Source organism: Cuspidothrix issatschenkoi CHARLIE-1 (assembly GCF_002934005.1).
GTDB lineage: Bacteria > Cyanobacteriota > Cyanobacteriia > Cyanobacteriales > Nostocaceae > Cuspidothrix > Cuspidothrix issatschenkoi.
Map to the genome: position 1 here is coordinate 32,087 of NZ_PGEM01000028.1, position 14,772 is coordinate 46,858.

Here is a 14,772-nt window from a genome sequence, read left to right on the forward strand (position 1 = left end):
AGCTTTGCACCTTGAATAACATGATTACTGTCCCTGAAATAATTGGTAGTAGATATCAACTGTCAACTCAGGTTACTCACAACTGTTAGTAATCTATATTTCTAGTATAGCTGTGAGTAATTTATTCTGTGTCTGATCAGTAATAGTTTACTATTATACCTAATATTTTCTACTTTAGAATATAAATAGCTACACTTGGCTGTGAGCCCAAGTTTTTTATCACTATTTACGGGTATTATAACTTACTTTCATGGCAAATTAACAATTTTATACTAGAGCTGATGTACTATATTATTGATGTGAAGCTTAAAGTTATCATAAAACATGACTAATTTCACTGTGGAGGATGTCATAGTTTCTCTTCCCTATCACCTGTCACCTAATTATACCGATGCTGACTGCCAATACTACATCTTATCCAACAGTCCAATTTCTACAACGCCAAGCCGCTTCTCTGTTGCTGTATCAATCTGTTCTCAACAACGAAGTGGGTAGAAGCTTTCTGAATTTATTACAAACAGTCCGTTATACTGATGCGGATGGACGAGATTGTTTGCAAGCCTATGGCAGTTATTTTCAAGCTTTAGCCAGTAGCCAGCAAACTTGGGAAGAATACCTACTTAAACAAATTCTCATTGCAGATAATCCTTTTAGCAAATTAGCGCAACAGCAGGAGTATAGCAAATTACCCTCTTCTTTAGTCGCGGCTGTGGAACATGATTTGCAAGTATTACAAAGTTTATATGAATGCAACAGTGCCATTTTAAGTGAGTGGGTGCAAATGGCGACTCATTTACCCATTTCTCCCGTCGTCTGGTATCGAGAACCGGAAACGGCAGGAACGGAGACAGGTTTAATGGCAATTATTCCCCAACTACAAAATTGGAGTGATGTGGTAGAAGATTTAGCCACATATTATCGAGAACATGGAACCGGTTTATTTGCTCAATATCGGGCTTTTCGCTGGCAAAATGGGGCATTAGTGGGTATTACTTATCCTGACTCTGTAAAACTTTCTACTCTGGTAGGTTACGAGTGGCAAAAAGATGCTTTAGTGAAAAACACAGAGTTTTTATTGTCAGGAGAAACAGCACTGCACGTATTACTTTATGGTAGTCGGGGTTCAGGAAAATCTTCTTTAGTTAAAGCCTTGTTAAATGAGTATAGTCATAGAAACTTGCGTTTAATAGAGGTGTCTAAATTAGAATTGCCAGATTTACCTAAAATTGTCGAACAATTGCGAGGAGTTCCCCAGAAATTTATTATTTTTGTAGATGATCTTTCCTTTGAAGAAGATGATGATGAATTTAAAGCCATGAAAGTAGTTTTAGAGGGAAATGTAACTGCTAGACCAGAAAATGTGGTTGTATATGCTACTTCTAACCGTCGCCACTTAATCCGAGAATATTTCACTGATAGACCAGCCCCCAAGGATCACAATGAAGTTCATGGGTGGGATACAATACAAGAGAAGTTATCTTTTAGCGATCGCTTTGGTCTAACATTAACCTTTGAAGCCGCAGATCAAAAAACCTATTTACAAATAGTCCAGCACTTAGCCGTAAACATCAATATTGATCCCGAAGATTTAGAATTTCAGGCCTTACAATGGGCAACCCGTCATAATGGGCGTTCTGGCAGAACAGCAAGACAGTTTATTGACTTCTTAAAAGCAGATTTAGCTCTATTTGGCGAAATTCAAAATCCTACTCTAGAGTCATGATTTAAAGTCACCTATCATGTAACATCAACCTAACTATAACTGTATATTTACAAATGAAAATGTGAGGGATAATGACCTTAATTACCAATAATTCTAATAACTTGACCACTCTTAAACCTCGTAAAGTACAACCAACAATATTTAGTTATCAGGTCGTCTTAGGTATAGCTGCTTTTAGTGTGAGTTTTGGTTTAAGTCTTGTTCCCAGTTGGGATTTTTCTAAAGCTTTTTTCACCGGGATAATTACTGTCCTAGCCACCTATTCAGCTGCATTTCTAGTTGATAAACGTCGTAGAACTGATGAATTACGGACAATTGGTTCTCTGCAAAGACGCATTCGAGACATAGAAGGATTAAAATCCCGTATTGTCCGAGAAATACAGCAATTAGAAGAATATCGAAATTTATTGTATACAGAAACTCAGCAACTAGAAAACCAAATTGCTGAATGTCGCAATCAACGGGATAATTTACATCGAGATATAGGTACATTAGCCGCGCAAAAAAAGCAAATTAACTCTGATATTTATAATTTGCAAATCGAATTTAAACACCTAGAAAATAGTAATTTAGAACTAAATAATAGCTGTAATAATCTAATTTCCGAAAAACGCCGATTAGAACTAAATTGTCATACTACTCGCGCCGAAATTAACCAAATTCAACCCCAGATTGATACTCTCAAGCAAGAGAAACAAGCACTAGAAAATAATGTTGTTTTATTAGAAAGACTCAAGCCACAACTTGAAGAAAAACTCTATGAATTGCGGCTAGAAATTCAAACCCAGGAACTAAAAATTGTCAAGCAAAATGATTTATTAACACAAACAACTACAACCAGAAATAATCTAGAGAATACCCTCAGTGCTTTACAAAATCAAACATTAGCCCAACAATCTGAAGTCCATCAATTACAAAATCAAATTTCTCTCTTACAAGAGGAAAGAGATTTATTACAAAATCAAGTTTGGGAATTACTCCAACAAGTAGAAACAATTCATCCCCCACTGTTAGCCGATAATGAAGAAAGTTCTCTAGAATTATTTCCTTTCGATGAATTATTAGAACCAGTAGATACAAAAAAGCATCATCCAGAAGATTTACCCACAGAATGGCATAATTTTTTAGAAAATCTCCCAGCCTACGAAATCGAAGTGTTAAAAGCCATCGTTGAACAAGATAACCCCTTCCCAACCATTAAACAAATTGCTGAAGCCCATATTACCATGCCCAATCTCTTAATTGATGCCATTAATGAAATCGCCAATAATACCATTGGTGAATTAATCATTGAAACCAATACAGAAGTTCCTGAAATTGTTGAAGAACATTTACTAAATGTGAAAACAATAATTACAAAATATGCGGAAATTAGTAATTAGGAGTTATAAATATGGTAAAATACAGTAATATATGTAATACCAATTTTTCATGAAGATGCACATAATCAGACCCCCCTGTAGTCCACCCTTACTAAGGGGGACGGTGAAGCCGGGGAGTGAATTATATGCAACTTTACAAAGAAATGGTATAAGGGGACAGGGAAAATAAAAGAAAAATGTTCTTCATCCTGAACTTCTGTGCAGGCTAACGGACGTTTTCCCCTCTTACTCAAATATTAACAATTTAATAAAATCAACTACATGACCAAGCTGAAACTCTCGAAAAAAATATCTACTGCTTTAATTAATTCTCTCAGTGCAGGAGTAGTTCCTAGAATGGGAATTGAAAATATAGCAGTTGGTCGAGAAAAAGAACTTAATAGTCTGTTGCAAAGTCTCCATGATATCGCAGAAGGTGTAGCCGCATTTCGGTTTATAATTGGTAACTATGGATCAGGTAAAAGCTTCATGCTGCAAATGATGCGAAACCGAGCTATAGAGCAAGGATTTGTAGTAGCTGATGCTGATTTATCCTCCCAACGCCGATTAGCAGGAAGTAATAATGAAGGGTTAGCAACCTATCGAGAATTAATGAGTCATCTAGCTACAAAAACTCGTCCTGACGGTGGGGCTTTAATTTCTATTTTAGAAGGTTGGATTAATAAAATTCAGCAAGAAGTAGCTAAAGAAACAGGAATGCGTCCCAATGATGAAGGCTTTGATGATCAAGTAGAAACAAAAATTCGAGAAGTAATTCAATATATTGAAGATTTAGTTCATGGCTTTGATTTTGGTAATGTAATTATTGCTTATTGGCGTGGTTATCGCTTAGATAATGATGATTTAAAGAATGCCTCTTTGCGCTGGTTAAGAGGTGAATTTAATACTAAAACAGAAGCTAAAGCCGCGTTAGGTGTGCGGGTAATTATTGACGATGATACTTGGTATGATTATATTAAATTAATTGCTAAATTTGTCGCCGAAATTGGCTATAAAGGATTATTAATTTTCATGGATGAAGCTGTGAATTTGTACCAAATATCTACCACAGTTACCCGTGAGAAAAATTATAATCGCCTTTTGGCAATGTTTAATGATACTATGCAATGCAAAGCTGAAAATTTGGGTATTTTTATTGGCGGAACAACCAAGTTTTTAGAAGATCCCAATCGCGGACTGTTTGCTGATCAAGCTTGGCGTAGACGCACTAAAGAAAGCCGTTTTGCCACTCAAGCTAATGTTCAAGAATATATGGGTCCTGTGATTCGACTCAATCCCTTAACTGCAACAGAAATACTCACACTTTTACAGCGCTTAACAGAAATTCATGCTTTGAATCTTGGTTATCAAAGCACTTTAAAAAACTCACAATTAGAGGAGTTTATTCAAGAAATTGTTAGTCGTTTGGGTGCTGAAGCTTTGCTGACTCCAGGGGAAATTATTCGGGATTTTATCAGTGTGTTGAATGTGATTTATCAAAATCCAGAAATTAAGTTTACTGAGTTAATTCATGGCGCTAATTTTCATCCTACGGTTGTGGGTAAAGATAGCAGTTTGGATGATGATAATGCTGCGGAATTTAGTTTGTAGATTATTTATTAGAATTTAGTAAGCCTCAAATCTTCTGCTATCATAGTAAAAAGTTAGAAATGTATTATCATCAACCAATATTCCTAAGATGATATCGAGATTTTCTCTAAAATATGGACTACCAGATTCTTCTTCATTGCTAATAGCTGGTTTATCCAATATTTCTACAACAATAGCTGGTTGATTTAGGTAAGGTAGTCTTCTATTCTTGAGATTTTTTTTCCATTTCACTAATTGTCCAACTTGAAACGCATCTTTTTTGAGAAAATTATTGCAAGCTGTTTGTAGTTGAGTTGTGTATTCCTCTCCGTAGCTTTCTTTTTCTGGAGCAATTTCATCTTCTTCATCTTCTTTAAAGTTATCAGTTTGAAGAGTTTGTATTAATGCGCCTATTAAATCTTGGCTATTGTTCTTTTCTTCGCTCATATAAATTACTATTTAACTCCTTATCAAGGATAAACTAATTGGGGACTTTTGGAATGATATTCTCTGTCTAGTATTTTAACACTCTTTTTAAATGAACCACCATTTATTTTCCCAGGATTAGAAAAGATGTAATTATTATGTTTGTTTGATTCTGACAGATACAACCAGATTTCGTCACTTATTTTTTTTAATAACCGCGTTTGGCGTAGTTTAATTTCTTCTTTATTTTCTAATCCTTCAACTACATAAAATGATTTAGGAGGTCGTAACTTATAACTAGCGGGTACAACATCCTCTAACCACCAGTCAAATAACTCACGTCTACCGTAAGAACCGGGGAAAATAGCATAACCTTCTAAACAATCATATAGAATTTCTAAAATTGATTCTACTGCTTGGTCATATTTTATAACTTTTATTGCATTATAAAAAACATCTAACGCTTCACTGATTTCTTGAAAGTTTGCTCCTTGTTTATGAAAATAAGATTCATGAGATTTGAATATCTCATTAATTAATTGATCAAGCTGATTGGGAATAATATTGATAGTTTTACCTGAACTACTAATAATTTTCTGTAAGAATTCTTCTAACAATTTAATAATTATTTTTGGTAAGGAATTGCTAGGATCATAATATTCTAAAGTAGGTTCTACGGCTAGACTTAAGATAAGTGTCATCCAGAGATAGCGTAAGTGACTTAATGTCTGATCTTTCTCACCAAGCACTTCTAGAACTGCTTTTAAATCATCTTGTAGTGAAGCATTTTCATCTGTCTCTAGTTCATATAATTCTTGATAAGATTCTAGTTTTATTTTGTCTACTAAAACCTGAAGAGACTTAGAATTTTTGTTCAATTCATACGGATTTAAATTTGTAAATAAAGTTGATGTTAATATCATGGTGTATTCCTTCCTTTGAAATAGTTTTATTGATAGATATGACAATATTACCTTTTTATTTTGGGTCGAGGTAGTCCCAGAATACTTTTACTTTAATATTCCGAAACTTCTCCTCAAATTGTCTTATGACATCTTCACAACTTGGACAAGGGTTTCGTTCTGTATACAGATAGAGATATCCTTTTATTCCTAGATCATACTTCATTTCAATTTCAATAGTATCTGCAATTGTTGATAATACTTTGTATTCTGCATCAGTATTGGTAGGACGTTTTGTACGGGGATGAAGTTGTGGATTAAATTGTCCTCCTTCTGACTTTGGTTTAGGTATGGGAATTAGAGTTGTGCAGTTAGATGTTGTTCCTGCACAAAAAATTACATCCCCTACATATACTTCAGCAACTGCAACATTACTTTTAATCTTAAAGAATGGTTGGAAAATAATTGGTTTACCGAGAATTTTCTCTCGAATGTAAGTTGCTGATTCCTTTAATCTCTCTTTGATTAGATTTTCGTCTCCATAGTCCAAATTATCTTGCGTATTTATCATGTGACAATATTAGCACCCGTACAGGATGTTATTTCCCTGATAACATAAATAATAAAGCAGCTAGTCAGCATTCACAATAGACCTGTCCACAAAACAACAAAAATAGGTATAAAACAATGATTCGTTTAAAACCCTGGCAATGGATAATCTTAATTTCACCAATTGCGGTAATTATCTCCTTCCTTATCATCTGTGCAGGAATACAAATTCACGCTTGGGGATTAAGTTGGGTTTGGGCTTTATTTACATTTGTATTTGTCGGTTGGCGGTGGTTATTGGTACGGTGGACTAAACCGGCAATCAATCAAATTGAAGCTGTTTTTGCAGAAGTTAAAGAAGAGTTAGAAACTACCACAGAGAATAATTCAGTTATCGAAACAGATACGACTAAAGCAGTAGAAACAGCATTACAAAATATTCTCACCGCATCTGCAAATGATTTACCTATTTGGGAAGATTGGCAAACTTTTTGGCAAAGATGTCAAGATTTAGTAGTAGCAATTTCTCATATTTATAACCCTGAAGTTAAATATCCGCTTTTAAATATTTACATTCCCCAAGTTTATGGTTTAATTCGGGGTACAGTAGATGATATGGATCAATGGATGCAAAAATTATCTCCGGTTCTTAATCAAGTTACCGTTGGCCAAGCTTATCAAACCTATGAAGTCTATCGCAAATTAGAACCATCTGCCCGTAAATTGTGGAAAGTTTGGAATTGGGCGCAATGGGTATTAAATCCGGTCGCTGCGGTAGCTAAAAAAGCGAGTGAAGGTGTGGGAAATCGGGCTTCTCAGGAATTATTAATAAACTTGAGTCAACTATTACGAGAAGCCGCTTTACGGAACTTATGTAAACAAGCGATCGCTCTCTATGCAGGAACTAAAATTGAATTACCTACCCCCACCATACCCGAAGTTAAAACTCAAACCCTGCGTGACATTCTCACCCAAGCTGAACCCGTAGAAATTGTTGCCCAAAAACCTGTAAATATCTTGATTATCGGGCGCACAGGTGCAGGTAAAAGTAGTTTAATTAATACTCTTTTTCAGAATGAATTGGCTGCGGTTGATGTTTTACCCAGTACAGATACAATTCAAAATTACCATTGGGAAACGGAAAATGGGGAAACTCTCAACCTTTGGGATACTCCCGGTTATGAACAGGTAAAACGGGAAGATTTGCGAGATTTAGTGATTGATTATGCTAGTAATGCTGATTTACTATTATTAGTTACTCCTGCACTTGATCCAGCTTTGCAAATGGATCTGGATTTTCTCGAAGATGTAAAATCACAAGTCGCAGATTTACCGATTATTACCATTGTCACTCAAGTAGATCGGTTGCGTCCTATACGTGAATGGCAACCACCTTATAATTGGGAAAAAGGAGAAAAACCCAAAGAAATTTCTATCAGAGAAGCCACAAAATACCGCCAGCAACTATTAGGAACTTTCACTAATTTAGTTTTACCTATCGTTACCAATGATCCCAAAACTAATCGTAATGCTTGGAATATAGAAGCTTTATCATCGGGATTATTAGCAGCAATAGATCCGGCTAAACAATTACGGTTAACTCGCTTTTTACGTAATTTAGAAACCCGCATTGTTGAATCGGCTAAAATTATTGATCATTACACATTTCAAATGACAACTACCCAAGGAGTTGCCGCACTATTAAAAAGTCCAGTTTTACAGTTTATTTCCACATTATCCACAGGTTCTCCTACCCTTGCTTATTTACTTGCAGAACAAATTCCCATTGAACAATTACCCATAGTAATTGGTAAATTACAAATGGCTTATGAACTTTTTCCCCTATTAAATACAGACAATTCTAAATCCCGCAACTTTGATTTATTATCTCTGTGGCCATTGTTGCTAGAAAACCCATCTACACCAGATCGTAATGCTTGGGCTTTTGGTCATGCTTTAATAGAATATTGGACGCAAGATTTAACAATTGAACAACTGCAAACTAGATTTAATTATTATCTTCAACATTGAAAAATCAGAGGCATTTCATATAACTTTTTTATGAGAGCGAATAGCAATCCTAAATAAAATGTGAACATCTCTTATTTTCTTACCTCTGTGTCCTCTGTGTCTCTGTGGTTAGTTAAAAAAAGTTCATAACTAAAATAGGATTGCTATATTTCCAAGATATCTATTACCAAGGATAGTAATACATTGCTGAGTTCAGAGATATTATTTGCTAGTAAAGGGGTTCAAAATTACCTGGTTGAAATTTTCAGGTTTAATTTCCAGCCATGCACCATCCTTTACTGTTGATTTTCGTTAAAATCACGATTTTTTCTTTAATGTTAGCCATAGGATGCAATCTCTGTTTTGAAGAAATGCTTTCTCTGTGGCGAAAACCGGCTTTACTACTCCGCGCGCTTTTAGCCGTTGTGGTGCTAGTTCCTTTAGTGGTTATCCTGCTGCTAAAACTGTTTAACTTACCCCCCGAAGTAATCACAGCATTAGCCTTGTTGGCGGCTTCTCCAGGTGCGCCTCTGACCACAAAAAGAGCGCGAAAGGCTGGAGGCAGATTCTCTTACGCAGCTAGTCTTCAGCTAACCCTCGCCATACTTGCAGTCTGCGTTACTCCCGTCACCTTGGGGATTTTTTTCAGCCTATTTCAGCATCTTGTAGAAAAAGTGACAATTCTAGAAGTCGCCCGACAGGTGATCATGGTACAGTTATTGCCTGTCAGTATCGGTATGTTGCTGCAAAAGTTTATTCCTAAATTTGCCGAAAATATCGCCCAACCTTTAAATTTTATTGCTGATATTCTTTTATTACTGCTGGTTGTTTTGGCTGGTATTTTAGGAATTCCCCTATTTTTTAAAGTTTGGGGATTACCAATGATTGTAATCACAATCATGATCATTGTTTCTCTAGTAATAGGACACAGTTTAGGAGATCATAATGATGATACACAACCAATTTTAGCAATTTCCTGTATTGCTCGTAATGTGGGATTAGCCTTGTTTATTGCTATTTTGAATGACGTACAACAACAGGTAATTCCCACACTCATAGCCTATGTAATTGTAGGAGCAGTTATAGGTGGTTTTTACTCAATTTGGAATAAACGCAAATTGCAATACCAAGCTACTTAATTATGGCATTATTTGAACAGTTAGAGAGCGGGTTAGCATTTATTGTAACTTTGCTCAAATTCTTACTAGAATCTATTGCTGTCTTTTGTATTTTATTGGGTGTATTAAAAACCGGAAAAATAGCAATTTCTCTGAACCATCATCATAGTCAAAACCGATTTCTACAAATCCGGCTCAACTTTGGAATTTGGCTAGTGTTGGCATTGGAGTTTCAATTAGGAGCAGATATTCTTTCCACAACCTACCATTCAACCTTTGAGTCTCTAGGAAAATTAGGAATAGTTGCCTTAATCAGGACTTTCCTTAATTATTTTCTGAGTCAAGAACTCAATAAACAACAATAAAAGTAATTATTCAGAGGTAATTTACAGGCACATCTTACCACAATGAGTCAACCACCTATAAACTCAGAAACACCTGAACAGTTGTCTACCAATGATTTGGCAGCAGATAGAACAGAACTAGCTAAATACCGCAGTCGGGCAGCAGCAGACCGCACATTAATGGCGTGGATACGCACTTGTCTTTCCTTAATTGGTTTTGGTTTTGGTATTCCTACTATCGTTAGGGCGATTGAAAATACTCGCATTAGTCATCATTTTAACCCAGTCAGATTTTCGGTAATTGTGGGACTGTCTTTTATTGTTACGGGAATGTTGGGAATAGTTTTAGGGTTAAGAGAACACCGTCAGTTACTTAAAGAAATTCAAAATAATCGCTATACTTACGAAACCTCTCACAGTGCGGAAATTATCGGTGTGGCTTTACTTGTAATTGGTTTAGTGAGTTTTATTGGTGTGGTAATTCGGGCAATGAATTTTTGACTTTTGATTTGACGGTGGTACTAGCTTATGCTCTATGCGGGAGAATTTTTTAGGCTGATATTTTATTACTAGTACCATCGTTTGGCCAAAATATGTTATTTATCGGCGACTTATTGCTTTTGTTTCAAAATTCCACAATACAGTAATAATTTCTGGATTTTGAAGTTCTCCTTTCCAGATAACTCGTAAACCACGCAGTTTATCTATAAATTTTGCATAAATAGTATTTCGCAAATTTTTATCTAGTATGGTAACTCTAATATCGTTACCATGAAAATCCTTTTCCCCATATAAGAGAGCAATTTTCATCATTGTTTCATTAATTGCTCGTTGCTGTTTACGTCTTTGTGTATGATCAGGATCTAGAAACCGGATTTTCTCTTTGAGAGTACCAATTTTATATTGATTTTCATCACTTTGAAATATTTGATTTAGTTGTTTTTGAGTATTCATAACGCTTTTTCCCTAACCGTTCATTACAGCATAAGGAGATAAATTAGCTGTGTATAGGGAAAATAAGGGAAGATATTAACTCCTTTATCTTCCTTTATCTCCACTTCCCAACAGGGATGAAATTGGTTAAAGTAGTAACAGTTAATGATGAAGTCGAGTATCTACCTATGAATAAACAACGTAGACGCGGTTTTTCTGTCAAACCTGAAGGTCGAATTTTAATTGAACAAAAGATGCGAGATAAAGGCTACAATCGTGATAAATTGGCGGAAGTAGCGGAAATTAGTATTGATACTATTAATTCTCTTCTCCGTGGAGACAATAAAGAAAGGAAAACTATTGAAGCTGTTGCGCGTGCTTTAGATATTCAATTAACAGATATTGTTGATGCTAGTGAGTTGTATCCTCAAGTTGAAAATATAACAAAAGATGATATTAACATTAACTGGGTGCAAGTTTGCCATAAGATGTTAGAAGAACAGCAAGAACAACAACGCATTAGACGTAAAGCTTCAGCAATGGGATATGAGGTAAATGTTCATGTACCATTGGGGTTAGTTGAACGGAAACAGCAACAACGAAGAAATGAAAATGTTGAAAGAAAAGAGATTTATCAGTTAGAACCAGAAGTTATTACTAAAACATATCAACATCAAGATTTTTTACAAGAGGTCATTAATAAAGGTTATCAGGGAAAAAATAAACATATTGCTATAGTTGGAGAACCGGGAGCAGGTAAAACCACGTTATTAAATGCTATTGCTTCAGACATCAAAGATAAAAATCATAAGTTACCAATTTTTATTTCTCTTGGTAGCTTACAAGGTATGACATTAGCTGATTATATTCTGAAAAAATGGCTACCTGATGCTATTAGGTTAATAAATATTGTTCCTACTTCAGAAATAGAAGCACAACTACAAACAGAATTTTATCAAGGTAATTTTTATCTGTTGCTAGATGGTGTTGATGAAATGGGAGAATCTTCATCTATACAAGCATTAAATAAAATTTATCAAGAATTGACAAATTGGTTAGGACAAGCACGAGTTATTTTAACTTGTCGGTTAAATGTTTGGGATGCTACTGTAACTAATAATATTTTACCTGGGTTTAATACTTTTAAAACTCAGGAATTTAACCCTGAACAAGTAAATACATTTATCGCAGAATGGTTTCAAGTTGCTAATAATATCAATGGTGGTGAAAAATTAATTGCACAATTGCAGGAAGAAGGAAAGGAAAGGATTAGAGAGTTAGTAACTAATCCTTTAAGATTATGTTTATTGTGTCAGATTTTTGATCAAAATGACCAGGGAGAATTACCAGAAACCAAGGCTCAATTTTATGAAATATTCACTCGTTATTTTTATGAATGGAAACCGGAATTAGTTCCTGATTTAATCAAGTCTTATGAATTGAAACAGGAATTACATGAAGCATTAGGTAAATTAGCTTTAGCGGGAATTAATAGTGATTTGAGATTTAGATTAAAAAGAAGTTTTGCTGTAAAAACAATGGGGGATGAAAAGTTATTTAACTTAGCTTGTGAGGTTGGTTGGTTAAATCAGGTAGATAGAGATGCTGTAAATGATGAAGATGTTTATGCTTTCTTTCATCCTAATTTTCAGGAATATTTTGCAGCTTTAGTTATTGATGATTGGCGTTATTTTTTAAATCATGTTTCTGATAATCCAGATGAGGGTATTTATCGGGTTTTTGAACCTAAATGGAAGGAAGTAATGTTAATGTGGATTGGAAGAAATGATATTCAAACAGAAGATAAGGAATTTTTTATGAATACTTTGATAGATTTTACAGATAATTGTAATTCTATGTGTGGTTATTTTTATTATGAAATTCCTGATTTTTTAGGAGGTTTATTAATAGTTGAATTCCCTGATTTTAGCCGTAGTTATGAAATAGTTGAAAACATAGTTGAATACAGTTTCGGCTATTTTGATAATCCGACTCAAGAATGGATATACTTCCCTTATTTTATAGCTAAAAAAGCAAAAGATGTTTTAAAATTAATTCACAAATCTCATGTTTCTAATGCTATTATTATCAGAATAAAAATAGTGCTTGAATTGATTAAAAATGAATATTTTGATCAACAGAAATCTACAGAGTTATTTTTTGATATGTTTTGGACTTTAAACAAATTTGATCCTAACCATTATTATGTAATCAATAGGTTAATTTTTTGGATAGAAGAAGGAAAGAGTTGGAATAATTATCATAATGATCACGATAACCCTAAAACATTTCCTTATGATGAGATTACAATTAGCAACCCATATATAGTTGATAAATTATCAGAAATGCTAATTCAAAGCTACAATTGTATTGTTGATAAACGTAATAAAGAAAAAATGAAAAAAGAAATAGAGAAAATAGAGAAAGAACAACTTAAAAAAGAAAATACCTATGGTAAAATTATAATTAGGCAAGATTATGAAGATTATGGTAACGACTACTACAAGCTTGGAGAAGCTCATCTGGAATATCTTAGAGAAGAAGATGAAAGATTAAATAATTTAGTAGGACTAAATGAAAACACCATAAAAATTGCCAGCATATTTTATAATATTGCAACAACATTAACAAGAATCTCTTATAAAGATGAAAATATATTCAATCTTTTTGTCAGCATAATCAAGCAAGAATGTAATGATCCTAATTTTGATCATGATTTTTGTTTAAACTTATTTGTCAATATAGGAAATTTTGAAAGTAATAAGGAAGAATTACTCAATTTTATCAATGAAAAATTGATGAATAATCTGATTGAAAATCATCTTCGCTGCTGTCTTACAGAGTGTTTATTAAAACTTGAACCACAAAACAATTTAGCCATAAATATTTTGATTGAATCACTAGCAAATATTAAAGATGATAAAAATAGGTTGCAAATTGTGTCAATATTAATTGATTTAAATATTAATAGTCAGGAAATTTTAAATACCCTTGTTCAATTACTTTATGATAAAAAAATAACAAATTCTGCAAAAAGTAGTTATCAAAATTTTGATAACTCAATTTTTAATTTACTTTATAAAGATACTTGTGAAAAAGCAATAAGTTACTTAACTAAAATAGCATATTACTCTGATGATGCAAGGATTGTTTTAGATGATATTTTTCAAAATAGCAAATATGTTATTTTACAAGAAAATGCCGCTTGGCAAATTTTAGAAATTGAACCTTATAATCACATAGCACTGAATTTCTTATTAGAAAGATATAAAGATAAAAGTGATGATAATTCATATCAATATTTTTCTAGAGAGAAATTTATTGATTGTTTAGATAAACACCCAGAACTTACAAAAAATCTTCTGAATGTGTTAAGCAATTGTCAAGATGTTACTATATCTACATTAATAATTGATATTTTAGGAATCATAAATGATGAAAAATACCAATTAGAAATCATAAAAGTATTATTGGCTATTATTAAGTATGCTTATGATGAAAATATTATTTATGAAATTGCTCTTATTATAGGTGGTCTTAATGCAATAAATACAGCAGGTAATGAACAATACAAATTAGAAGTAGTTCAAATATTAAATCAAATATTAAATAATACTCTTAATGAAGATATTATTTGTGTTGCTGCTACAAGTTTGAGTATAATTGATACTCAAAATATAAATGTTATTAATATACTTCTGAGTTTATTAAATAAAAAAACATCTGGTAGGACAGATTATTGGTTAAGACAAAGAATGCCAATCATCGCCTCTCAAAATATAAATATAATCAATGAATTAATGTATCGGCTCAATA

12 protein-coding genes are annotated in these 14,772 nt (G+C 33.6%); 8 read left to right on the plus strand and 4 right to left on the minus strand.

What is annotated here, in order from left to right; all coding sequences use genetic code 11:
• The first annotated feature begins 391 nt into the window (after positions 1-391).
• The 3 genes from CUN59_RS04990 to CUN59_RS05000 all read left to right on the plus strand — a co-directional run bounded on the left by CUN59_RS04990 (position 392) and on the right by CUN59_RS05000 (position 4,695).
• Complete coding sequence (locus CUN59_RS04990; protein WP_104386800.1) at positions 392-1,723, plus strand: ATP-binding protein; 1,332 nt, start codon at positions 392-394, stop codon at positions 1,721-1,723.
• 71 nt (positions 1,724-1,794) lie between these two features.
• Positions 1,795-3,105 carry a tellurite resistance TerB C-terminal domain-containing protein gene (locus CUN59_RS04995; protein WP_104386801.1) on the plus strand — a complete coding sequence of 437 codons (1,311 nt, stop codon included), beginning with the start codon at positions 1,795-1,797 and terminating at the stop codon, positions 3,103-3,105.
• A gap of 261 nt (positions 3,106-3,366) precedes the next feature.
• The gene (locus tag CUN59_RS05000; RefSeq protein WP_104386802.1) at positions 3,367-4,695 is read left to right on the plus strand and encodes an ATP-binding protein; all 1,329 of its coding nucleotides are present in this window, start codon (positions 3,367-3,369) and stop codon (positions 4,693-4,695) included.
• A 15-nt stretch (positions 4,696-4,710) separates the two neighbouring features.
• On the opposite strand, the gene CUN59_RS05005 is transcribed toward CUN59_RS05000, so the two are convergent.
• Genes CUN59_RS05005 through CUN59_RS05015 form a run of 3 tightly spaced genes read right to left on the minus strand, consistent with a single transcriptional unit; the run spans position 4,711 to position 6,573 of the window.
• Positions 4,711-5,121, minus strand: coding sequence for a hypothetical protein (locus CUN59_RS05005; protein ID WP_104386803.1), 411 nt, complete (start codon positions 5,119-5,121; stop codon positions 4,711-4,713).
• A 23-nt stretch (positions 5,122-5,144) separates the two neighbouring features.
• Positions 5,145-6,023, minus strand: a complete 879-nt coding sequence (locus tag CUN59_RS05010; protein ID WP_104386804.1) for a hypothetical protein — start codon at positions 6,021-6,023, stop codon at positions 5,145-5,147.
• Positions 6,024-6,078: 55 nt separating this feature from the next.
• Positions 6,079-6,573, minus strand: coding sequence for a deaminase domain-containing protein (locus CUN59_RS05015; protein ID WP_104386805.1), 495 nt, complete (start codon positions 6,571-6,573; stop codon positions 6,079-6,081).
• A 116-nt stretch (positions 6,574-6,689) separates the two neighbouring features.
• Here CUN59_RS05015 and CUN59_RS05020 point away from each other — a divergent pair, with 116 nt between their 5' ends.
• The 4 genes from CUN59_RS05020 (at position 6,690) to CUN59_RS05035 (ending at position 10,524) form a co-directional block, all read left to right on the plus strand.
• On the plus strand, positions 6,690-8,582 hold the full coding sequence (locus tag CUN59_RS05020) for a GTPase family protein (RefSeq protein ID WP_104386806.1): 1,893 nt from the start codon (positions 6,690-6,692) through the stop codon (positions 8,580-8,582).
• A gap of 263 nt (positions 8,583-8,845) precedes the next feature.
• A complete protein-coding gene (locus CUN59_RS05025) occupies positions 8,846-9,700 on the plus strand; it encodes a bile acid:sodium symporter family protein (protein WP_104386807.1) in 855 nt (284 codons plus the stop codon).
• A gap of 2 nt (positions 9,701-9,702) precedes the next feature.
• Positions 9,703-10,044 carry a DUF1622 domain-containing protein gene (locus CUN59_RS05030; protein WP_104386808.1) on the plus strand — a complete coding sequence of 114 codons (342 nt, stop codon included), beginning with the start codon at positions 9,703-9,705 and terminating at the stop codon, positions 10,042-10,044.
• A gap of 42 nt (positions 10,045-10,086) precedes the next feature.
• Positions 10,087-10,524 (plus strand): YidH family protein, encoded by a 438-nt coding sequence (locus tag CUN59_RS05035; protein ID WP_104386809.1) that lies wholly within the window; start codon positions 10,087-10,089, stop codon positions 10,522-10,524.
• 99 nt (positions 10,525-10,623) lie between these two features.
• Here CUN59_RS05035 and CUN59_RS05040 read toward each other — a convergent pair whose 3' ends face one another.
• A complete protein-coding gene (locus CUN59_RS05040; RefSeq protein ID WP_104386810.1) occupies positions 10,624-10,977 on the minus strand; it encodes a hypothetical protein in 354 nt (117 codons plus the stop codon).
• 167 nt (positions 10,978-11,144) lie between these two features.
• Between CUN59_RS05040 and CUN59_RS05045 the strand changes: the two genes are divergently transcribed.
• Positions 11,145-14,772 (plus strand): NACHT domain-containing protein (locus tag CUN59_RS05045; protein ID WP_165790156.1); only part of this gene is annotated, 3,628 nt, incomplete at its 3' end.